We start from the raw sequence: 21,075 nt of genomic DNA on the forward strand, positions 1-21,075 counted from the left end.
TTTATATACTCGTTGAAATTGAGGACTTGGAGGATACATTTTGAAGAAATATGAGTTTAAAAATAACATTCCAACATTGGAAGAATATAAATATTTGTGCGAGTCTGTCGGATGGACTGATTATATGAATTTTGAAGTGGTGGAAACATCACTGAAGAATTCAATTCACTGCATCACAGTCAATGATAATGAAAAAATTGTAGGCATGGGGAGAATTGTTGGTGATGGGGCTATCTATTTCTATATTCAAGATATAGTGGTTCATCCAGATTATCAGAAAAATGGTATTGGGAAAGAAATAATGAATATTTTGGTTGAATATTTAAATCGAAATGCCCCGGATAAGGCATTTGTCGGTTTGTTTGCATCACAAGGAAAAGAATCGTTCTATGAAAAATATGATTTTCAAGATTACTCACCAAACATGACGGGGATGTTTACTGTAATTTCGAAAAAGTAATTATTAACAGTTTTAATTCCCTAATATTGAGAGGTACTCTATAAAATTTAAAAATGAATTTGTAATAGATTGAAAAAATTATGATTTGGGTTATCTCTTTGGGGGAGTGTATTTTTGTTAATTTGATGGGTAGAATACATAAAACTAATAGCTTCCAAACATACTAATAAAATGTTTTGGAGGTGAGTTTTATGGATAAAAAAGATTTTCAAAAAGTTTATAATGATTACTTACATCAAGGAGAAGAGCAAGCTCAATTGGAAGTAGCTCGGGAAGTCGAATCAGGAGTAGAACAAATTGTTGCAGTTCGTAAAAATGATGAAGGTGATTTGATTGCTTTTAAAACAAGTAGTGGAAGAGAATTAGATTATATTACTGCTCTTGATGAAGCAAAATCAGGGAAGTTAGCTCATGTGGACGTATTCCATAAGTATGGCAGGGATATTATACGCAGTGAACCTGATGGTATGAAAGAAAATAACTTAGATAACTTACCTGATTTTTAAATGGATAAACCTAAAGAAGAGAATGTTAATTTTAATATTCTCTTCTTTTCTTTGCTAAGCTTTCCCTGCAAATAGACGGTTCATTTCAAAGTGAAATCACTTGTTTAAACAGCTCTCTAAATTTCTCTTTATCTTCAGCTGTAAATGGTTTGGGACCCTTTGTACGCTTTCCGCTTTTTCGAACCATTGCACTTAAATAACGTGTTTGTAATAATTGGTCAATGTTTTCATTTGTATACTTATACCCTTTATGATGAAGAACAACACAACCTTTTGCTAAAGCGAGCGAAGCAAGACCATAATCTTGCGTAACGATTAAATCTCCTTTTTGTGCTAACTGCATAATCCGATAATCCGCAGCATCTGCTCCAGAATCAACATAAATTGTTTCCACACCTGCTGGCTGTTCCGCATTAGAAAAATGAGAAAAGCTAGTAACGAGGGTAACAGGAATTTCCGCATTCGTAGCTTCAAAAATAATAATATCTTTTACAGGACAAGCATCTGCATCAACGTAAATTTTCATTTTTATCACTCCTATAAATAGGTTCGAGTTGATAATAATGGTAGATTTGGCTTTTGTCAAACAAGGATGCTTTATCTAAACTCATAAAAAAACATTTTTTTATTAAAGGGCGCGAATGTTGAACAAGAATTATAAGGGTGATACATGACTAATATGTATCACCTTTCATTTTTTATGATTTTTCACGTTTCATGTATTGATAATAAAAAAGATTGATCACGCATTTATATGAGGGGCTAAATATGGAGGATAATTAGTCTGCTATAGGGTTGATTAAGAGGTATAAATAGTGTATTCTGAAAATTACAAAAAGAACACAAGTTCCCTTGCGTGTCAACAGGAGATGGTTGATAAACGGAGATAAAAGTTACAGTAGTTCCAATGGTAATTAGTTTTGTTTAATGGCAATACCATTCTTTAATTATATAGAATTATTTCATTGGGAACTTGTATAAAGTCAAGAAACTGGTTGTGATTGCTCGTATTGTGGTCAACATACTTATAAGGAGTGAGACAAAATGGTGAATACGGAAAAAGGTACAAAACCATTCTTCACACACAGGAAGGTTATTGTTAAAGAGATACCTATCCATGTAGTCGAAGCAGGTTCAAAGTCAAAGCCAACAATCTTTTTTATTCATGGGTGGCCGGCATGTTGGTTAGAGTTTGAAACAGTTATGACAGTCCTATCTGAGGACTATCATGTTGTAGCCATCGACTTGCCCGGTATAGGAGACTCGGAAATCCCGCTACAGTCATACAGCAAACGGAATATAGCAAGATATGTTCGAGGCGTTATGGATGCTATGAATTTAACCGATGTCACCTTAGTTGGATGTGATGTTGGTGGACAAATAACTTATGCATTTTTAAAGGAATCTCCAAATAGGGTTACACGCGCGGTTATTATGAATGTCGTTATCCCAGGAGTTGATCCTTGGGACATAGTGAAAAGCAATCCTTACATCTGGCATTTTGCTTTTCATTCTATACCTGAAATACCTGAACAACTGGTTGCGGGTAATGAATCTCTATATTTTTCCTACTTTTATGATGTCCTTGCAGGAAAAGGTAAGAAGATGAGTGATGCCCTTAGAAAATCATATACCAATGCTTACACCCGTCCAGAAGCCCTGAAAGCAGGATTTGATTTTTATAGATATTTTGATCAGGATCAAAAAGATAATTTCGCGTCGAAAGGTGAAATCGTTTTGATTCCGATTCTCTATCTGCGCGGAGAAGATGAACGCATAGATATTGAAACATATATGAAAGGATTTAGAGAAAATGGTTTACAAAATATCAAAGCAAGGATAATCGGAAATTGCGGGCATTTTGCTGCCGAAGAACAGCCTGAAAAAGTGGCATCCGCTATAAAGGAATTTGTAAGAGGTAACTAGACTAGGTTCCCATAGTCATTTTTATGTTGAATGTCAAACTTATTCCAGAATAAGGTACTATTGTGGAATGAAACTTAGACTTTTAAACGACTTTATTTTTATATTTTTTAGTGTAGTTGAATTTTATATATCTTAAAAAAATATGATAACATAGTATTGATAGAAAAATATTAATTTTCAGAAAGTAGGAATTGAATGATTTATGAAGCGGATAACAATGTAAGGGAAAAGTTAGTATCAATGTTTGAAAATATTGATAGCACTATAGTTCTTTCATATCTCCAAGGGCATATGGGAAATGCTTGGGTAGACAACCTTGAGAATCCAACTGTCGCTCAAATAAATGTGGGGATTTTTGTATTTTATGCTGGGGATCCGAACGCAGAGGAAGCGGAAGAATTACTGTATAATCTTCCTGATTTTACTCTTGCAATTGTTGATTCGGATGAATGGAAACATCGGATAGAGACTGTTCACAAAGGATCAATTGAGAAAATTCAGCGATTCAGATTTAGCAAGAACCCTGAGGATTTAGATAGAGTACACATACAGAAACTACTGTCTACATTACCTGAAGAGTATGAAATTAAAAAGATTGATAAAGACATAGCAAAAGCCTCGTCATTCCATGAGCTCTCAGAAGATTTTATAAGTCAGTTTGATTCTATTGATGATTTTATTGATAGAGGAGTAGGGTATGCTATTTTACATAAAGGGCAAGTTGTTTCTGCGGCAACATCATTTAGCATATATGATGTTGGAATTGAGATTGAAATTGCTAGTCACCCTAAACATAGAAGAAAAGGTTTAGCAACAATAGTAGCATCTGCACTCATATTAGATTGTCTAGATCGAGGAAAATACCCTAGTTGGGATGGAGCTAATTCTGAATCTGTTAAACTAGCAAAAAAGCTGGGATATACTTTTAAGGAATCTTACGATACGTATTTTATTGATATAAAATGAAAGAGGAGTTAGAAAGTTTTAAAAAGATATTTGGTTATAGGAGAAAAACAATCCAAATTTCAATTGATAAGGGGAGTGAATTTTATGATTCTTGGTTTACATCACGCTCAGATAACTATTCCAAAAGGTGCTGAAGCAGAGGGAAAAAATTTTTATTGCGAAATTCTCGGTTTACCCGAAAAGGAAAAGCCTGAATCACTAAAGGGGCGTGGAGGATTTTGGTTAAAAGTCGGAGATAGAGATGTACATATAGGTACAGAAGATGGTATTGACCGATTAAAAACAAAAGCCCATTTAGCTTATCAAGTAGAGGATATATCATACTGGAGAAATGTGTTAGAGCAAAATAACATTCAGATAATTGAAGGGGTACCTATACCAGGTTTTGAACGTTTTGAGTTTAGAGACCCATTCGGAAACAGAGTGGAAATGATTCAAGAAATTTAGTTACTCCATTAACTAAATTTGGTATTTAAATAAAGATAAATATAATTAAAAATAGACAAAGAGATTAGGGAAAATCCTAAGCTCTTTGTTGTGATTTACGATGAGAAAGGGTATGTTTTTTATTATTTTGCACTTCAGAAATGAACCCGTTATAGATGGAAAAACCATATACATGGCTATAAAAATAATGAAACGGAACCACTACATCTATTAATTTTTGTTGCGCCGAATAAAATCGGACTAGAATATTTACTCGATGATGATCCGAAAATTGTGCACGTACCGGAAGAAAAACGTATGATGAAGCAGTTCGAATATCAAGTGGTAAATTCTCCTTTTTCTTCCTTTGAAAAAATAGAAATAGATGGTAAATATTCAGAAGCATATAATGAGAATGGACTTGTGGCATTTATTGACTTTGAACATAAACAAGTATACATATTTGAGGATAAGTATGTGGAGATAATTACTTCAAATCCTACGGTATTTATCAAGTATACAGCTAGATTGTAAGAATGGAGCCTGAATTTTCTCTATTTATATCAAATGTATAGTTAAGTATATTAAGGAGGACTATTTGACTGTAAATAGGAAATAAGGTGTTTCTTTAAATTATTTTATAAAAAACATTGTTTTTTGGTAATAAACTTGTAAATAACGAAATGGAAACGGCCGTTTATTGAGGAGAGCGATATTTATATGCAGCTACATTTTTACAATGAAAAATTCAAAAACATGATAAATCAGTATACATTGTCAGAGGAACAACTTTGTTATACAGGATTACCTAAAGAGAGTGTAAAGCTATCGAATGAGGATTCAGATCGACATTCAATTTTAGCCATGAAAGACGATGAATTCGTAACATTTTTTGTTTTACATAAAAATGAAGGAGTTAAACCATATACAGATAATGAAAAATCTGTTTTAATTAGAGCATTTTCAACAGATTTTCACCATCAAGGGAAAGGATATGCAAAACAAGCCTTAAAGATATTACCTGAGTTTGTTCGAAATAACTTCTTAGGTATTAATGAAATTGTTTTAGCAGTAAACGTTAAAAATTTAGCTGCACAATCTTTATATAAGAAATGTGGCTTTTGTGATAATGGGGTTAGAAGGACAGGACGCAAGGGTGAATTAATCATAATGAGTTACTATTTATAATAATCATTCTTAGAACAAAGGAATAATTATTTATAAAGAAAACAAATATACTTTGATATGAAAGCCCCTGTATTAATCATCAGGAGCTTTCTTTTTAATTTATATTGTAATAAGGCTCCTTTTCATTGTTTTGTGCTAACTTATTATTTGGAGTCGATCGATAAAAAGGCTTTTAATTTATTAAAAAGTTATTTCAGTCCCCACAAATTAAAATAGCATCACGCAAACGAGAAATACCTTCCTCAATTTGATCTATATTTACTTTCCCGTAAGATAAACGAATATAACCTTCTTTTGCACCGAAAATACTACCTGGCATAAAGGCGATGTCTTGTTTTAAGCTTTGCATAATGAGTTGTTTTTCGTTCAATGGTTCGTTTAATTTTCCCCATATGTATATACCGCCGGTCGGGTTAGAGAAAGAGATTTTATCATGAAGTTGCTCGTTTAGAGCGCGAACGATAATGTCTCTTTTTTCTGCTAGTTGCTTTCGTAAGGGCGCTATATGTGACTGGAATGGAACGGTTTCGAAAAATTGTTGCATAAGCCACTGGGGGAAAATGCTCATTCCTAATTCCATTTGGTGCCGTGCATCTGATAATCGTTCTACTACAGACTGCGGAGCGACAAGCCAGCCAATACGTAGACCTGGCGCAATCATTTTTGATAAGGAATGTACATAAATGACTGTTCCGTTTTCATCAATTGATTTTAAAGTAGGGCAAGGTTGTTTGTTTTCTAAAGTAAGCAAACTTGACGGATCATCTTCAACGATCGCAATTCGTAAGTCTGCGCAAAGTGACAACAGTTTTTTTCTACGGTTTGGATGCAGCATTGTTCCCGTAGGATTTTGGAAATTTGGATTTAAGAAGATCATTTTAATACGATGTTTTCTATATAACTCTTGCACATCGTCTGGATTAATACCGTGCTCATCGACAGGTAATGGGAAAATACGAATACCTGCTGATTGGAATAACGGTAATGAATAACAGTGTGAAGGACTTTCGAAAGCGACGGCATCACCTGGATTTAATAAACATTGTACGATAAGGTGAAGTGCTTGCTGTGCGCCGGATGTAATCATAATCGATTGTTCGGTCGCTTCAACTTTTAAATATTCCTTCATATATTTTACTACCGCTTGTCTTAGCGGGAGATAGCCTTGCGGATGATCGTAACTTAATGACTGTGTTAACGGTTGTTCACGCAAAATCGTTTGTAGTTGTTCGTGAGGAAAGAGATTACAACCGAGTTCTCCGTTTGCGAAATCTATAATGTTTTCATTTTGTTGTACTTCTGCCCGAATATGGCGAAGTAGCGGTAAGTTTGGTAAAAACGTACCACCTTCTACGAAACCTCTCCAGTTCGGCGTTAATGTTGGAGAAACGCCCCACATATGTGTACTTACACGTGTACCTTTACCAGTCGTACTTTCTACAATTCCCATTGCACGAAGCTCATTATAAGCAGTCGTTACCGTACTTCGGTTTACATTTAACTGTGTAGCTAATTTCCGTTCTGAAGGGAGGAAGCTACCTGGGGGAAGCTCTCCGTACGTAATACGTCTTTCAATGAAATCAACAACTTGCTGATAAATGGGGATTTTACTGTCGTTATCTAGCTTCCATTCCATACAAACGCCTCCGCATCTCTTATATACATCAAGTATAACAAATTGGCTGGGTAAAAAAACAGCCAATTGGACGGTGTTATATCCAGCCAATTTTACTATGCTAAATATGGAAGGGGAGATTCGGATGAAACGATGGCAAATGGAGTGGCTCCTAGTAGCAGTAGCATTAGTATGGGGAGCAAATTATACAATAGGAAAGTATGGCGTGGCATATATGTCATCCATTCAATTTAATAGTTTACGATTTTTAGTAGCATCACCGGTATTATTACTTATTACATTTATGATGGAACGCTCATTACGTATTGAAAGAAAAGATTGGTTACGATTATTAGCAGTCGGCATCGTTGGAACGACGATGTATCAAACGATGTTTATGTTATCTGTAAAATATACTTCAGCAACGAACGCCTCATTATTAATTGCGATGTCACCTATTTTTACAGGGATATTAGCAGTATTACACAAACAAGAACGTTTTTCGATGAAAGTACAAATTGGTTCAATAGTAGCGTTTATTGGTGCAGCTTTTGTTTTATTAACAGGCCATACGGGAGGAGCTACTTACGAGTATGCATGGCTCGGAAATGTAATTGGATTAGTCGCAGCAATTGCGTGGGGATGGTATCCAATTTTAGCACAACCTCTCATTACAAAATACTCCGCAATGAGAGTTACATCATGGTCTACTTTAATTGGAATTGTACCACTCGTTATATACTGTTTATTCAATGTAGATACATTAACGTGGCCAGTAGATATGCCAAGCTGGGGCTCACTAGCATATTCGATCGTCTTTGCGACAATCTTTGGACTAGCAATGTGGTATGTTGGTATTAGTAAAATAGGTTCTACGAAAGTAATGGTATACATGTATTTAGTTCCACTGTTCGCAGTTATTTTTGCGGCTGTAACAATTGGAGAGCAAATCAATATGATGCAACTAGTTGGCGGTCTTATTATCTTCATCGGTTTATATGTAGTCAAAAAAGGCGGAATCAAAAAGCCTACTCTCAATTTGAAAAAAGTAAGCTAAAGGTAAAAAGGATCTCTTTCATATAGAAGGAGATCCTTTTTGTTTTTGCAATAAAAGTGCTTGTTCAACAGCCCATTTTTGATGATCGTGAATGAGAAGCTCTATAGCATGTAATGGAGACATCCACCTTAAAACATGATCCTCCTCACAAGTTTCACTTTGCTGATGTACCATGTTTGCGATGTAAAAGAAACCATCGTTTAAATAAAATGTATCTTCCTTTTCCGCATAAAAATATCGTGCTGCATTACCGATATAGTGATTAATCTCAATTGTCCAGCCTAATTCCTCTAGTAATTCGCGATGTAAACATGCTTCTTTCGTTTCCGTACCTTCCATACCACCACCAGGTAAAAAGTAACGGTCTCCTTTTTTGATAATAGCCACTTTTGAACAAGTATTGTTAAAAATAACTGCATAACAACTAGGTCGTAATACATATTGCTCAGTAGGCTTTTTATAACCAAAAGTAAGTTTAGACATCATAAAACACATCACCTCTCTATAAAATACATAAAAGGAATAATAAGGTAAAAATAGAATTGTGTAAGTATAATCTGATTAGATTGGAGTGATAACAAAATGATAAATCGAAAGTGTTCACGATGTAAAGAAATAACAGGTAGATTGCATGGTGGTAAAAAAATAAATGAAGAATTTTTATGTGAAGATTGTCTGTAAAAAGGAATTGAGAGTGGTGAAATCGAATTACCACAAGTGGAGAAAGAGCAAACTTCGTATCTTTCTATAAAAATATTAAAAATAATGAGTGTTATCTATTTAATATCATACGTCTTTATGGCTTTCTATGCTGGATCACTTATACATGATCCAGGTTTGCTGAAATATCATTTTCAGGATCAGGTGCAGTTGCAGTTGGAATTATTATGCTAGGGGCGTTATTCCAATCTGTTCTTGTATTTTGTGGTATTTGGGTATTCATTCTTTTAGTAGAGACGGTCATAAAAATGTATGAAAAAATGAAGTGAGTGAGAGGGAGAAACACATGCGAGTAAGAAACATTCAAGGGGAAGATTATGTAAAGATTCATTCCGTATTAAATGATTGGTGGGGCGGAAGAAATATGGCTCATCTGTTGCCGAAGTTGTTTTTCGTCCACTTTCAAGAAACTAGTTTTATTATTGAAGAAGATGGAGAAATGTTAGGTTTCTTATGCGGTTTCTTTTCACAAACGCATAAAGATGAAGCATACGTTCATTTTATCGGTGTAAATCCGAAGTTTAGAAGGAAAGGGATTGCATCGACATTATATTCTTATTTCTTCGATATCGCTCGTGCAAACAATCGTCAAGTTGTAAAAGCGATAACGTCACCAGTTAATAAAAAGTCGATCGAATTTCATCAAGAAATCGGCTTCCAAATTGAAGCCGGAGATGACGAAATTGACGGAGTATCCGTACATACAAATTATGATGGGGACGACGGGAGTAGAGTATTATTTTTAAAATATGTGTAAAGAAAGGCTAATGTGAAGTTAGCCTTTTTGTTGTGAGGAGGTATGAAATTGGAGAGTTCTCAAAGTAGGAACGAGTATTTACGGCGCATATACAAAGTTCAAGATTATATAGAATCTCACATAAATGATTCGCTTTCAATTGAAGAATTAGCTAATGTGGCAGGCTTTTCAAAGTTTCATTTTCATAGGATTTTTAAAGGGATGATGGATGAACCATTATCTCGGTACGTGAATCGTTTGAAATTAGAAAGAGCAACACATTTACTTACATATCGTATGGATATGACGGTTACAGACATTGCTTATCACTTTGGGTTCACGGATTCAGCAGTTTTCTCCCGGACATTTAAAAATCATTACGGAGTAAGTCCGTCTTACTATAGAAATCACAATAGCAAGAATTGCAAAGACGGGAACGAAGGTTATCAATACAATGAATGTAAGAAGGTTCGAGGCGATGTTGAAATTGTAACGAAGGATAATGTAAACGTTGCATACATAAGACATGTAGGTACATATAAAGATTTAACTATAGATTTTCCAAAGATGATAGAAAAACTATTTCATTACGCAACGGAGCAAAACTATCATGTATTCGAGGATACGAAGGTATTAACAATTTACCACGATCATCACGAATTTACAGAAGACTATCATTTAAGAACAAGTCTATGTATAACAATTCCGGATGAAGTAGTAGAAGGAAATAGCGAAATTGGAGTGATGACAATACCTTCAGGGAAATATGCAGTAGGCCACTTTGAAATATTGCAAGACGAATATAAAGGTGCATGGGATTTTTTATACGGTGAGTGGCTACCGAATAGCGGATATAAACCGAGAGATTCGTATCCTTTTGAAGTATATAAAAATGATCCGAGAAAGCACCTGGAAAATAAACATATAGTTGACATTTACGTACCTATCGAACCTTTTTAATCATAGATTAAGGGGGAAGAACAATGAAAACTACTGAACAGTTAGATTGTATGATAAAAGAAGACTATAAAAATATAAATGGTATGTTAGTTGTACAAAAAGATAATGTTGTTTTTGAAAAATATTATAACGGATACGGACCAGATGACGCATTTCATGTGGCATCAGTCACAAAAACGATTATTTCTGCGTTAATTGGGATATGTGTAGATAAAGGCTATATAAAAAGTGTGGATCAAAAAGTAATAGAATTTTTCCCAGAATATAATCCTAATTCATCTGAAATAACAGTGCGGCATCTTCTTACAATGACAGCTCCATATCCTTTTGCAGATTGGCATGAACCGCTAGCAGAATTATGTACACAAAAGGATTGGGTGCAGTATACGCTAAATGAAATTGGACAAGGCGGGGGAATTGGGTCTTTTAAATATTCTTCTGCAGGAGCACACTTATTATCAGCGATCATTACGAGTGCAACGGGGAAAAGTGCTCGTGAGTTTGCGAATGAATACTTATTTCAACCAATCGGAATGAGAGAAATTCCGAACTACAATATGAAAGCATTTGGATTCGATGACCTATTCGGAAAAGATGTGAAAGGGTGGGTTCACGATCCAAACGGTATTTCGACGGGCGGATGGGGACTTACGTTAACCGTTAGAGATATGGCTAAGTTTGGACGTTTATACTTAAATGAAGGAACTTTTAATGGGCAACAAATTCTCTCGAAGTCATGGGTAAAAGAATCAACAGCAATGAATCCGAATCAATACGGTTACTTATGGTGGTTACGAGAAGAAGATGGGGCCTTTTCATATTGTGCGATGGGCGATGGTGGGAATGTGATTTGTTGTATACCGGAGAAGGAATTGGTGGTGGTGATTGCTTCTGAAATTATACCGGAAGCGCGGGATAGATGGAGATTAATCAAAGAGTGTATATTTCCTTATTTAAAAGTTTTATGAAAATGACAATAAAAGGAATAGATATACTTGTTATTTTCTTCATGATTGAAATAAGTGTTGTGAGAACGAAGTCGTTCAATTAAGATTAGAAAACTTCAACACCTATATGATTATTGAATAATTGAAAGGTGTTGAAGTACTTTCTGAGTTAATTAAGGTACTTTGAACTGAAAGTTGAAACGCCTTTTTTCTGTAATTGTTAACTATTTTTTAACTTTTCGATGTATAAGGTACATCATGCTGAGCACAATTGCTAATAAGATAAATTTAATTAATTCCATTAGGTCGGCATCCCACTTATTTTGCAATCCATCTGTTAAATAAAATACATTAAACATACCATGTAAAATTGCGGGTGGTACTACAGAACGACCATACTCTCTCGTGTACGTCAAAATTATAGATAATATGAATAATAATGAGAGATAACTTAATATTCCTACAAACCATAACTCATAGTTTTTATAAAAGAGTACTACTGGTAAATGCCATAAAGACCAAAGTGAAGCGGTAATTATTGCTGTTTGTATTAATGAATATTTTTTTCGTAAATAGTAATGAAAATTCCCACGCCAAATGATTTCCTCTAAAAATGCAGACAAAGATCCAATTGTAAGACCAATGAGTAGGAGAAATCCTAATTCATTACAATGATTAAATAAGAACTTTATATTATAAATATAAAAATAAAAATGGAGACATAGACCTAGAAGTAGTGGGAAAAAAATGGAGAAAATTAGTGCTTTTAATGTTGGACGTGAAATGCTAAATGTATGAACTATTTTTTGTTTCTTATATGCTTTTTGATATAAAATAACTGCTAACAGCGGAACAACCATCGTAAAACCCAAATAATTACGACCATTTTCTATGTTTAGCAAAACGATATAAACAAGCGATGTGAGAAAATAAATGTATAATGTTGAATGATAAACTATGTTTTTATTAATATTTTTCACCTACCTAAGTATGTATAAGTTGTTAATCGAATATCCAATATTTTAATTATATATGAAATGGAGATCGATAGAATGAAAATTTCCATACTATTGTTTCTAAAGATAGAAAAAGTGACGAAATTACAAATATTGAACTTGTAGAAAAAATTAAACTATCTCCGTAACTTTCCACAATAAAAAATCGTTTAACAAAAGAAAGGATTTTTAATCGTGAATGGAGGAGAACCATGAAGATTCTAATACTAGGTGGTACACGCTTTTTAGGAAGAGCATTTGTAGAAGGGGCTTTAAAAAGGGGTCATGAAGTTACATTGTTTAATCGCGGAACGAATAATGAAATTTTTCCTGAAGTAGAGCGGTTAACTGGTGACAGAAACGACGATGTATCAAGTTTAGAAAATCGAAAATGGGATGTTGTCGTAGATACGTGTGGGTTTTCTCCGCACCATATTAGGAATGTTGGAGAAGTACTAAAAGATAATATAAAGCATTATATATTCATCTCAAGCCTTTCCGTATATAAAGATTGGATCCCGCATCACATAAAAGAAGACTATATATTACAATCTGAACCGCCGAGGGATCAGGTAAAGGCTGTAGAGAATGGAGAAATATCTCCTTATGAGCATTATGGGGCGCTTAAAGTAATGTGTGAACAAGAAGCGGAGAAGTATTGGCCAGGTCGTGTTTTACATGTTAGAGCAGGATTACTTTCGGGAATGTTTGATTATACAGATCGTCTTCCATACTGGATTCAGCGTGTAGCAAAGGGAGGAAAAGTATTAGTTCCAGGAAGAAATGACCGCCCAGTGCAGTTAGTTGATACAAAAGATGTTGCAAGCTTTGGACTAAATATGGTAGAAAATAATAAAATAGGTACATTCAATGTAACAGGTCCGAATTATGAATTGACGATGAAAGAGCTATTAAATACGTGTAAAAAGGTTATGAATAGTGATGCTGAATTCGTTTGGGTCGATGAATCATTTATGAATGAACATAAAGTAGAGCCATGGACAGAAATGCCATTAGGGCTTCCAGAAACTTTTGCATTAGAAGGTGAAACGAAGCCGTGGAAAGGTGGATTTTCAATTAGTATTGAAAGAGCTGTTAAAGAAGGACTTACTTTTAGAAGGTTAGAAGATACAGTTACAGACGTGTATGAGTGGATGAAAGAAATGAAAGATAGGGAACTAAAAGCAGGTATTTCAGGTGAGAGGGAGAGAGTATTATTAGAGAAGTGGTATAAAGAAGGGCAAACAAGGGTACTTTTAGAATGATTTGATTTTAAGGGATGGTATAATTTATTGTATATATCTTTATTCTAGGAGATATTCTATTAATTTCTAAACTATAGTAGTTATTATGAATAGAAAAGAGCACACTTATTCATAGCGAAAGTATGCTCTTTTCCTTACTTATATTGTGATGGCGAAATACGGTCTAGCCATAGTATGCCATCGTATTGTTCAATCGGCCTCAAAATTTCTTCGAATTTTTTATCGCCCCAGTGTCTTGCGGTAGTAGGAGTAAACATCCAAGATGTTTCAGGGCGATTGCGTTCTCCTTTTAAATTGACAAATATAGTAGAGTTTTGAGATGTTCGTAATATATTCTCGATACTTTGTTCAGCATGGTCTGTATCTATAGGGACTATTTTATTAAGGTCACTACTATCCCAACTACTTCCGCTATATGCATATAAGCCAATTGTGTACATTTGATCTTTTATCCGTTGAGGTAAATAATCAATCATATTGGGCGCTTTAAAATCGTATTGTTGGTATTTGGTCCAGTCGAGTATCATTTTTGAATTTTGTTTTCGGATATGGTAGTTATGTCCCCATACAATGATTTTTTTATTTTTATATTGAATATCACTTAACCACGCTAAAGTTTGTCCCATTTTTTGATCTCGAATATAAAGTGATAGATCTGTAAGTTTAAAGTTTGTTGGGTAAATAAAGTTTTTTTCTTTTACAGTAGCGTCTTGGAGTGTTTTAATTGTATCAATACGTATATTGATAGTCTTTTCTAATAGATTTACATCGTATGTATTTGATGGAGCTATCTTATTTAATTCGGCTTTATGTTGTTGAACAAACGTTTTAATTTTTTCATATTTGGCTATTACTTGCTGAACGTCTGCTTTATATTGTTCGTAGGAGTACTCATTATCTTTAGGTTCAATTTTCTCCTCTATATTGAGTAATTCTTTATGAGCTATGTCTATATCATTAGCAATTTCAGGATTAATTTTTTCTAACCATTCTTTTGCAAACTCAGAGAAATAAGAATACCATCTGAATTGAGCATCAAACCCCGTTAATATAAGAGGTGTTCCTTTTTCTTTTTGATCTTTTATATATTGAAATAGCTCCACTATTTCTTCAGTATGCCAAACACCGTATAAAGATTTCTTCATGGCCTGCAGGGCAGTTAATTGGTCGAGGTTTTGATTTACAGCATTTGCCTCTGCAAATCCTGTTTCAAAAGCAATCACATCATATCCCATTTCTTCATGTAAATACTTAATCATACGTACTTTTGATTGGTTTATTTCCTTAGCACCATGTGTACTTTCACCTAGCAGAACAATTCGTTTATCCTTTATTTTTTCTTTTAAAAAGGATAAATCTTCATTTGTCTGTGCGTTTGGTTCGTTTAATTTTTGTGCATTTTCCTTTATCCATTCTTCCCATTTTGGCTGATCTTTCGGTTTCTCTTCAGCAGAAATCACAGATGTAAATGCTGTGAAAGCTAGAAGAGAAGTAATCATTCCTATTTTCCACTTAGTAAACACATATTTTCCCCCTATGAAACAATTTTGTTCTTTGAAAAACAGTAGATATATCCAAATATCTACTGTTCTTCCACATATTTATATTAGTTGATAATAACATAAGAAACAATATAAAAATTAAGAAAATTCAATCTGGAATTGAATAATGAAGGTTATTATTTTTAGTAGTTACTACGAGTTAATTGACAACAAATAACGAATCAATAGTTAGAATAATGGTTTTTGTCTGAAAATATTGAAAGACATGAGTGGATTTAGTAACCTTAATTTATAAATAAAAGTGTGTAATTAGGTATAGCGCATGTGAAAAAAGGTTTTTAGTGTAATTACAATTGATTAATATCTTAATTCAAAACTATATAAAGGTGGTACAAAATAGTGGATCTTACATTTAAAATAGAGAAAACATGTTTTAATTACCGAGTCGGAGCAATTTGTAAACACGATAATAAAATACTCATTCTGCAAGGTAACGGTGAAGATTTTTGGTACGTACCAGGCGGACGAGTGAAAATGCTAGAAAATAGTGAAGACGCTTTAAAACGAGAGCTTGCAGAAGAACTAGGTGTTCCTATTAAAGTGAAGCGATTAATATGGTCAGTAGAAAATTTCTTTACACTTTCTGAGCGGAAGTTTCATGAAATTAGTTTTTATTATGAAGTAGAACTGAATGAATTACCCGCAAATGGAGCGGATCAATACATTCTTGAAGAAGAGGGCAGAACGTATGTATTTAAGTGGGTACCAGTGGAAGAGTTAGATGCACACAACTTACAGCCGGCATTTATAAAAGATAAGGTAAAGGACTTGTCTATTCACGTAGAGCATATTCTTTTACAAAATTAAAGGCATTCGGAGGGAAAAACGGTGAAAGGGACTAAAAAAGAGTTACATATAAACGATAAAGTAATTCGTTACACACATATAGAGAAGGGGTCTAAAACAATTTGCTTTATGTTTTCAGGTTCCGGTTACAATTATGATAAGCCATTATTTTATTATGCAACGATGCTAATGCTTCAAAATAAAATAGATGTAGTACATATTCACTATTCCTACGACGAACAATTAATGAAAAAAACAATGGAAGAAATAACGAAAATAATGATGGATGATATTAATCCTGTAATAAATGAAGTATTAAAAAGTGGGCAATACAACAATTCGCTATTTCTAGGCAAGTCACTCGGAACAATCCCGATGGCAAATGATTTAATGAAGAGAGAGGAATACTCACAGTCAAAAATGATATTGCTTACACCTTTACTTACATTTGATTCTATCTTTGGCTCAATCTTACATAGTCATCATGAAGGGCTTTTAGTAATTGGAGACAAAGATCACCAATACAATGCAAGACAAATAGATCAATTAGAGCAATCCAATTTAAAGATTGAGATTGTCAAAAATGCTAACCATTCTTTAAATGTTGGGGAATTTGAAACAGAAAATTCAATTGTAGCTTTATCAAGAGTGATAGAGAAGCTGGAGGAAATCGCTAGGGAAAACTAATTTATTTTTTCAATACATGTAAAAAAGAGGATGCCCCAAACTATCTTTTGGGGCATCCTTTTTTATTATATAGGTAGCTATCATTGTCATTTTTGATCGGAAAATCAATATTCATTGTAGAATCGCCGATATAATTGCATTTACTGGAAATTTAATTCCTATGAAATGAAGACCGCATTAAATAGGAATATTACTTTTCTTTTTCCTATAAAAAACGGATAACAATTTTTAATAGTAGTTATTACAATTTAAATACGGAAAATTCAGAAAAATAACCAAGAGGTTAGGAGGGACTGAAAGCGTTTACTAAAATTAGGGTATAAGAAAGAGAAAATTCCCGTATAAGGAGGCTATTAAAATGAAATCGATTAACCCAATGAATGTGATAGACGAGAGCCGTATTCATTCGATGCATATTTGGTTGATATTGTGGTTGTTCATTGTAATTGCATTTGATGGATATGATGTTGTTATTTTTGGGGCGTCTGTTCCTTCTCTTATTAAGGAATGGGGGATATCGGATGTGACAGTAGGAGCAATCGGTAGTTACTCGGCTATAGGTACTGCAATAGGTGCTGCTTTCTTTGGTTTTTTGGCTGATAAAATTGGGCGTAAAAAAATCATATTAGTAACTACAATCATATTTAGTCTTTTTACATTTTTATCAGGTTTTGCGAATGGGCCCGTTATGTTTACAATTTTTCGTGTCATCGCGGGTATTGGGCTCGGTGGAGTTATGCCAAATGTAATTGCGTTAGCAACGGAGTTCTCGCCAAAACGGATTCGAACTACTATTGTATCTTTCATATTTTGTGGATATTCAGTAGGCGCTATGGCAGCGGCACTTACAAGTCGTTCCCTTCTTGTGACAGCAGGATGGAAACCTGTTTTTTGGTTAGCGGGAATTCCATTATTATTCATACCGTTTTTAATAAAAAGTATTCCAGAGTCTGTTGGTTTTCTTTTAATGAGAGGAAAAATAGAAGAAGCTAAGAAGGTAATAGCTAAGATAAATCCACAATTAAGTAATGATACGGCAATTGAATTTATAAAACCACCAACTAAAGAAGCAGGATCTCCTGTTGTTAAGCTATTTGAGGAAAAACGGGCAGTAAGTACAATTATGTTTTGGATCTCATGTTTTAGTGCTTTCGTATTAATTTATTCGATGAGTACATGGTTACCACGACTTATGATGCAGTCTGGGTATGATCTTAAATCAAGCCTTACATTTACAGCGGTCATGCAGATTGGTGCAATTGTTGGAACGATTATTTTCGGTCCAATAGTGGATAAGCTTGGTTTTAAAAAGGTACTTGTACCATTATTTTTCTGTGGAGCAATAGCATTATCATTAATCGGGTTTGCGAATAATATGTTTGTCGGGTTTCTTTTAATTTCAGTAATTGGTGCTTCATCTGTAGGATTACAGAACATGTCGAATGCATTTGTTTCCCAATACTATCCTAGTAGTATGCGTTCAACAGCAGTAGGAAGTACAATGGCCTTTGGGCGTCTTGGTGGTGTAGTGGCCCCAACATTCGTAGGTATACTTCTTTCAATGCATTTTATGCCGCAATATAATTTCGCCGCTATTGCGAGTGCAGCTGTACTTGGCGGTATAGCAATGCTATTCATTAAAGAAGAACATGGAGTCTATTATAAAGAGAAAAAACAAATAGAATCGGAAAATAGCAATTTTACCTCAGCTAAATAACTTTTTTAAATCCCGGAGAGGTAGGATTCTTCGGGATTTAAAAATGATTAGCGAAGAATTGTCATGTTTTTCTATAATAATTTTAATAGAATAATCTTGAAATATTTTCTTTCATATTATATATCTCTTCTTTTACAATAGATAGAAAAGGTGAATGGAGGAGATGATCTATGTCTGTCAAAAAGAGGGAAAAACTAATGAAAAGAGTTGAATATCATTTACGAAATACATCACGTCAGCTTATAAAGATTGATACTGAAGAAGAAGCACTTCAATATTTAACTGATTCCTTTTGCTCTGAATTATATTGTGATTTCGTAGCTGTAATATTGAATGAAGATGGACAGTTTTTACCGAGAGCATGGAGTGGGAATTTAGTTTCCTTAGCTGCAGCATTTCCTATTCATTCTGATGAATGTTCTCCGAAACTTCAATATCAAAGCGTAACGGATCAAACGGCAGACGCTCCAGAAATGTGCCTACTGGCGGAAACTTTGGAATATGCTGGTGTGAAGACTTGGTTTACTGTCCCATTAAAAGATGACATCCAACATTTTGGTTTTTGTATTGTTGCCTTTTCAAGTCATGTGCATCTTTTAGATATGGAAATATCATTTGAAGAGTTTGGAAAAGACATAGCTGTGGCTATAGCGGTAGCAAGACAAAAGGAAGCACAATTAAAGAAAATTGAAGGATTTGGATGGTTTAGTAAAAATCTTTCGTTAGATGTTCCGTTAGAGAAACATGTATATGAAGTGACTTCTAAAGCTGGAATTGGAACAGATGCAAGCTTTTCATATATTTATCTTTATAATGAGGAGGAAAACAGTTTTGTCTTTCAGCCGCCCTCATACGGGGAAATGGAGCGTCCACAGAAAATGATGGTAGAGGATAAATATGCACTCAAGGAGCATTTTCCTTTTTTTGAGACCATTGGTGGTGAACAAATTACTGTTCCATTGCTCATTGATATGAAACCTATTGGGGTTCTACATGTTGAAAATAAACGTGAAGGGTTCTTTACGAAGGATGATTTAAAAGCGTTGGAAATGCTCACGAATCATTTGGCTACTATACTTGATAATGCAAGGCTATATAATGGTGAAAAAGAACATAAGCAACGTCTTCACCTTCTATTAGATTACCAACAAGCTTTATTAAAAGAAACGGTCGCGGATAATAATTTTGAAGGAATTACAACAATGTTAGGCAGTCTGTTCCAAGATTCAGTTATTATTTTTGATAGGTTTATGCAACCTATTTCAAATAATAGTGAGGAAGATGAGATAACAGAACAAATAGCTGAATTGGCAAGAGAAGAAAGAGGTAAACAACGAATAACTGATACCTTTTATATTACTGATCCAAAGCATATTGATTATTGCTTTTCATTTTGGATTATCAATGGAGGCGGTAATTTACTAGGATATTTAGCGGTGCGAAGACCGGTTGGAGAAATGGATATATTTGATCAATTGACGGTGGACTTGGCGCGGAATATATGTTCAATTCAGTTTATTAAACAGAAGCTCGTTCTGGATACGAAAGAGCAGATGAAAGACAGCTTTATTAGTAAATTACTTACTGAAAAAATAGAAGATCGAGATAACATTTTGCAATATGCAAACTTGTATCAATGGGATCTTTTCAAAAAACATCAACTAGCTGTATTATCGATTTCACTTGATGAGAAAGAATTAAGAAAAGGGAACCTGCTCGAACAGCAAGCGAAAAAATCACTTGTATGGGATCTAATTAAGTCACGTCTCCCGGAACTTGGACCCGGCATTTTGGCTGCTTCTCATAATGATGAGCAACTCCTTGTTGTGCCTGTCGAAAATCAAAAGAACAGCCCGAAAAAATTTTGGGAATTACTATATCATAGCATCCAAAAATGGATAGGTTCTTCACCTATTTCCTGTAGTGTATTAATAGGAATTGGTGGGGTTACGCAGCAACTAGAAGACTATTATATTAGTTATCAGCAAGCAATACAGGCTCTAAATATTTTAGACAGTCGCTTTCGTAAACAGGGATTTGCACTATTTGAAGATTTAGGATCGTATACCATTTTACATCATTTAAATTATTCTTCAGCCGTAGACCTATTTATTAATAAGCAAATTGGTCCACTTCTTAAATATTCAGAAGGGAAGAATATAGACTTATATAATACATTACATGTTTTTTTACAAAATAACGGAAATGTTAAAAGCGCTGCAGAAGAACTTTATATCCATAGAAGCTCGCTTTTATACAGGCTTGAAAAAATCGAGTCACTCATTTCAGTTGATTTAAATCATGCTGAAGAAAGATTCAATTTAATGATGGCACTAAAGCTTTATGATATGTATGGTGAGGTAATTGAATAACACCATTCTACTTCGGAACTACTGCGCTGTTAAAAGTTTGAAAAATCAAAAAATAAAACGAAAAGAAGTTTCTCCTGAAGTGAAACTTCTTTTCGTTATTGTTTTAAATTGTAGATAAGTAGTCACGCATTTTATCTATAATTGTTTTATAAAACTTGTTACACTATAAGGGTATTTGAAAAAG

20 protein-coding genes and 2 pseudogenes are annotated in these 21,075 nt (G+C 34.1%); 17 read left to right on the plus strand and 5 right to left on the minus strand.

Going from position 1 to position 21,075, the window contains the following annotated elements; translation table 11 throughout:
• Nucleotides 1–40: 40 nt before the first annotated feature.
• Entirely contained in the window at nucleotides 41–460 is a 420-nt protein-coding gene (locus tag ACTFQM_RS00390; RefSeq protein WP_440033052.1) for a GNAT family N-acetyltransferase, read from the plus strand.
• Nucleotides 461–651: 191 nt separating this feature from the next.
• Entirely contained in the window at nucleotides 652–966 is a 315-nt protein-coding gene (locus ACTFQM_RS00395; RefSeq protein ID WP_400529085.1) for a DUF3892 domain-containing protein, read from the plus strand.
• Nucleotides 967–1,051: 85 nt separating this feature from the next.
• Here ACTFQM_RS00395 and ACTFQM_RS00400 read toward each other — a convergent pair whose 3' ends face one another.
• Nucleotides 1,052–1,492: a YaiI/YqxD family protein gene (locus tag ACTFQM_RS00400; RefSeq protein ID WP_440033053.1), complete on the minus strand. Its 441-nt coding sequence runs from the start codon at nucleotides 1,490–1,492 to the stop codon at nucleotides 1,052–1,054.
• 518 nt (nucleotides 1,493–2,010) lie between these two features.
• On the opposite strand from ACTFQM_RS00400, the gene ACTFQM_RS00405 reads away from it, so the two are divergent.
• From ACTFQM_RS00405 to ACTFQM_RS00425, 5 genes and pseudogenes are all read left to right on the plus strand, one after another.
• The gene (locus ACTFQM_RS00405) at nucleotides 2,011–2,892 is read left to right on the plus strand and encodes an alpha/beta fold hydrolase (RefSeq protein WP_440033054.1); all 882 of its coding nucleotides are present in this window, start codon (nucleotides 2,011–2,013) and stop codon (nucleotides 2,890–2,892) included.
• 195 nt (nucleotides 2,893–3,087) lie between these two features.
• Nucleotides 3,088–3,858 carry a GNAT family N-acetyltransferase gene (locus ACTFQM_RS00410; RefSeq protein WP_440033055.1) on the plus strand — a complete coding sequence of 257 codons (771 nt, stop codon included), beginning with the start codon at nucleotides 3,088–3,090 and terminating at the stop codon, nucleotides 3,856–3,858.
• Between the two features lie 84 nt (nucleotides 3,859–3,942).
• Nucleotides 3,943–4,305: a VOC family protein gene (locus ACTFQM_RS00415; RefSeq protein ID WP_440033056.1), complete on the plus strand. Its 363-nt coding sequence runs from the start codon at nucleotides 3,943–3,945 to the stop codon at nucleotides 4,303–4,305.
• A gap of 150 nt (nucleotides 4,306–4,455) precedes the next feature.
• A pseudogene (locus tag ACTFQM_RS00420) lies at nucleotides 4,456–4,818 on the plus strand (cupin domain-containing protein); the annotation flags it as partial.
• A 186-nt stretch (nucleotides 4,819–5,004) separates the two neighbouring features.
• Nucleotides 5,005–5,472 carry a GNAT family N-acetyltransferase gene (locus tag ACTFQM_RS00425; RefSeq protein ID WP_440033057.1) on the plus strand — a complete coding sequence of 156 codons (468 nt, stop codon included), beginning with the start codon at nucleotides 5,005–5,007 and terminating at the stop codon, nucleotides 5,470–5,472.
• 193 nt (nucleotides 5,473–5,665) lie between these two features.
• On the opposite strand, the gene pdxR is transcribed toward ACTFQM_RS00425, so the two are convergent.
• The gene (pdxR, locus tag ACTFQM_RS00430) at nucleotides 5,666–7,108 is read right to left on the minus strand and encodes a MocR-like pyridoxine biosynthesis transcription factor PdxR (protein ID WP_440033058.1); all 1,443 of its coding nucleotides are present in this window, start codon (nucleotides 7,106–7,108) and stop codon (nucleotides 5,666–5,668) included.
• Nucleotides 7,109–7,232: 124 nt separating this feature from the next.
• Between pdxR and ACTFQM_RS00435 the strand changes: the two genes are divergently transcribed.
• The gene (locus tag ACTFQM_RS00435; protein WP_440033059.1) at nucleotides 7,233–8,144 is read left to right on the plus strand and encodes a DMT family transporter; all 912 of its coding nucleotides are present in this window, start codon (nucleotides 7,233–7,235) and stop codon (nucleotides 8,142–8,144) included.
• Nucleotides 8,145–8,162: 18 nt separating this feature from the next.
• On the opposite strand, the gene ACTFQM_RS00440 is transcribed toward ACTFQM_RS00435, so the two are convergent.
• The gene (locus tag ACTFQM_RS00440; protein WP_440033060.1) at nucleotides 8,163–8,630 is read right to left on the minus strand and encodes an NUDIX hydrolase; all 468 of its coding nucleotides are present in this window, start codon (nucleotides 8,628–8,630) and stop codon (nucleotides 8,163–8,165) included.
• A 201-nt stretch (nucleotides 8,631–8,831) separates the two neighbouring features.
• Between ACTFQM_RS00440 and ACTFQM_RS00445 the strand changes: the two are divergent.
• From ACTFQM_RS00445 to ACTFQM_RS00460, 4 genes and pseudogenes are all read left to right on the plus strand, one after another.
• Nucleotides 8,832–9,133: pseudogene (locus ACTFQM_RS00445) on the plus strand (DUF3980 domain-containing protein).
• 17 nt (nucleotides 9,134–9,150) lie between these two features.
• A complete protein-coding gene (locus tag ACTFQM_RS00450; RefSeq protein WP_440033061.1) occupies nucleotides 9,151–9,621 on the plus strand; it encodes a GNAT family N-acetyltransferase in 471 nt (156 codons plus the stop codon).
• A gap of 48 nt (nucleotides 9,622–9,669) precedes the next feature.
• Nucleotides 9,670–10,560, plus strand: a complete 891-nt coding sequence (locus ACTFQM_RS00455) for an AraC family transcriptional regulator (RefSeq protein ID WP_440033062.1) — start codon at nucleotides 9,670–9,672, stop codon at nucleotides 10,558–10,560.
• Nucleotides 10,561–10,583: 23 nt separating this feature from the next.
• Complete coding sequence (locus ACTFQM_RS00460) at nucleotides 10,584–11,528, plus strand: serine hydrolase domain-containing protein (protein WP_440033063.1); 945 nt, start codon at nucleotides 10,584–10,586, stop codon at nucleotides 11,526–11,528.
• Nucleotides 11,529–11,731: 203 nt separating this feature from the next.
• Here ACTFQM_RS00460 and ACTFQM_RS00465 read toward each other — a convergent pair whose 3' ends face one another.
• Complete coding sequence (locus tag ACTFQM_RS00465) at nucleotides 11,732–12,487, minus strand: CPBP family intramembrane glutamic endopeptidase (RefSeq protein ID WP_440033064.1); 756 nt, start codon at nucleotides 12,485–12,487, stop codon at nucleotides 11,732–11,734.
• Nucleotides 12,488–12,714: 227 nt separating this feature from the next.
• On the opposite strand from ACTFQM_RS00465, the gene ACTFQM_RS00470 reads away from it, so the two are divergent.
• Nucleotides 12,715–13,767 carry an SDR family oxidoreductase gene (locus ACTFQM_RS00470; protein WP_440033065.1) on the plus strand — a complete coding sequence of 351 codons (1,053 nt, stop codon included), beginning with the start codon at nucleotides 12,715–12,717 and terminating at the stop codon, nucleotides 13,765–13,767.
• Nucleotides 13,768–13,901: 134 nt separating this feature from the next.
• On the opposite strand, the gene ACTFQM_RS00475 is transcribed toward ACTFQM_RS00470, so the two are convergent.
• Nucleotides 13,902–15,290, minus strand: coding sequence for an erythromycin esterase family protein (locus tag ACTFQM_RS00475; RefSeq protein ID WP_440033066.1), 1,389 nt, complete (start codon nucleotides 15,288–15,290; stop codon nucleotides 13,902–13,904).
• 378 nt (nucleotides 15,291–15,668) lie between these two features.
• On the opposite strand from ACTFQM_RS00475, the gene ACTFQM_RS00480 reads away from it, so the two are divergent.
• The 4 genes from ACTFQM_RS00480 to ACTFQM_RS00495 all read left to right on the plus strand — a co-directional run bounded on the left by ACTFQM_RS00480 (nucleotide 15,669) and on the right by ACTFQM_RS00495 (nucleotide 20,891).
• Nucleotides 15,669–16,136: an NUDIX hydrolase gene (locus ACTFQM_RS00480; protein WP_440033067.1), complete on the plus strand. Its 468-nt coding sequence runs from the start codon at nucleotides 15,669–15,671 to the stop codon at nucleotides 16,134–16,136.
• Nucleotides 16,137–16,157: 21 nt separating this feature from the next.
• Nucleotides 16,158–16,802, plus strand: a complete 645-nt coding sequence (locus ACTFQM_RS00485; protein WP_440033068.1) for an alpha/beta family hydrolase — start codon at nucleotides 16,158–16,160, stop codon at nucleotides 16,800–16,802.
• Nucleotides 16,803–17,160: 358 nt separating this feature from the next.
• Nucleotides 17,161–18,519, plus strand: a complete 1,359-nt coding sequence (locus tag ACTFQM_RS00490) for an MFS transporter (RefSeq protein ID WP_440033069.1) — start codon at nucleotides 17,161–17,163, stop codon at nucleotides 18,517–18,519.
• A gap of 170 nt (nucleotides 18,520–18,689) precedes the next feature.
• Nucleotides 18,690–20,891 (plus strand): helix-turn-helix domain-containing protein, encoded by a 2,202-nt coding sequence (locus tag ACTFQM_RS00495; protein WP_440033070.1) that lies wholly within the window; start codon nucleotides 18,690–18,692, stop codon nucleotides 20,889–20,891.
• The last annotated feature ends 184 nt before the right edge of the window (nucleotides 20,892–21,075 follow it).

Origin of the sequence: Bacillus cereus group sp. MYBK30-2 (assembly GCF_051915945.1) — a bacterium.
Lineage (GTDB): Bacteria > Bacillota > Bacilli > Bacillales > Bacillaceae_G > Bacillus_A > Bacillus_A paramycoides.

Coding starts and splice junctions, on each gene's coding strand:
- ACTFQM_RS00395 (WP_400529085.1), top strand. CDS start 652: ATGGATAAAAAAGATTTTCAAAAAGTTTATAATGATTACTTACATCAA.
- ACTFQM_RS00400 (WP_440033053.1), bottom strand. CDS start 1,492: ATGAAAATTTACGTTGATGCAGATGCTTGTCCTGTAAAAGATATTATT.
- ACTFQM_RS00405 (WP_440033054.1), top strand. CDS start 2,011: ATGGTGAATACGGAAAAAGGTACAAAACCATTCTTCACACACAGGAAG.
- ACTFQM_RS00410 (WP_440033055.1), top strand. CDS start 3,088: ATGATTTATGAAGCGGATAACAATGTAAGGGAAAAGTTAGTATCAATG.
- ACTFQM_RS00415 (WP_440033056.1), top strand. CDS start 3,943: ATGATTCTTGGTTTACATCACGCTCAGATAACTATTCCAAAAGGTGCT.
- ACTFQM_RS00425 (WP_440033057.1), top strand. CDS start 5,005: ATGCAGCTACATTTTTACAATGAAAAATTCAAAAACATGATAAATCAG.
- pdxR (WP_440033058.1), bottom strand. CDS start 7,108: ATGGAATGGAAGCTAGATAACGACAGTAAAATCCCCATTTATCAGCAA.
- ACTFQM_RS00435 (WP_440033059.1), top strand. CDS start 7,233: ATGAAACGATGGCAAATGGAGTGGCTCCTAGTAGCAGTAGCATTAGTA.
- ACTFQM_RS00440 (WP_440033060.1), bottom strand. CDS start 8,630: ATGATGTCTAAACTTACTTTTGGTTATAAAAAGCCTACTGAGCAATAT.
- ACTFQM_RS00450 (WP_440033061.1), top strand. CDS start 9,151: ATGCGAGTAAGAAACATTCAAGGGGAAGATTATGTAAAGATTCATTCC.
- ACTFQM_RS00460 (WP_440033063.1), top strand. CDS start 10,584: ATGAAAACTACTGAACAGTTAGATTGTATGATAAAAGAAGACTATAAA.
- ACTFQM_RS00470 (WP_440033065.1), top strand. CDS start 12,715: ATGAAGATTCTAATACTAGGTGGTACACGCTTTTTAGGAAGAGCATTT.
- ACTFQM_RS00490 (WP_440033069.1), top strand. CDS start 17,161: ATGAAATCGATTAACCCAATGAATGTGATAGACGAGAGCCGTATTCAT.
- ACTFQM_RS00495 (WP_440033070.1), top strand. CDS start 18,690: ATGTCTGTCAAAAAGAGGGAAAAACTAATGAAAAGAGTTGAATATCAT.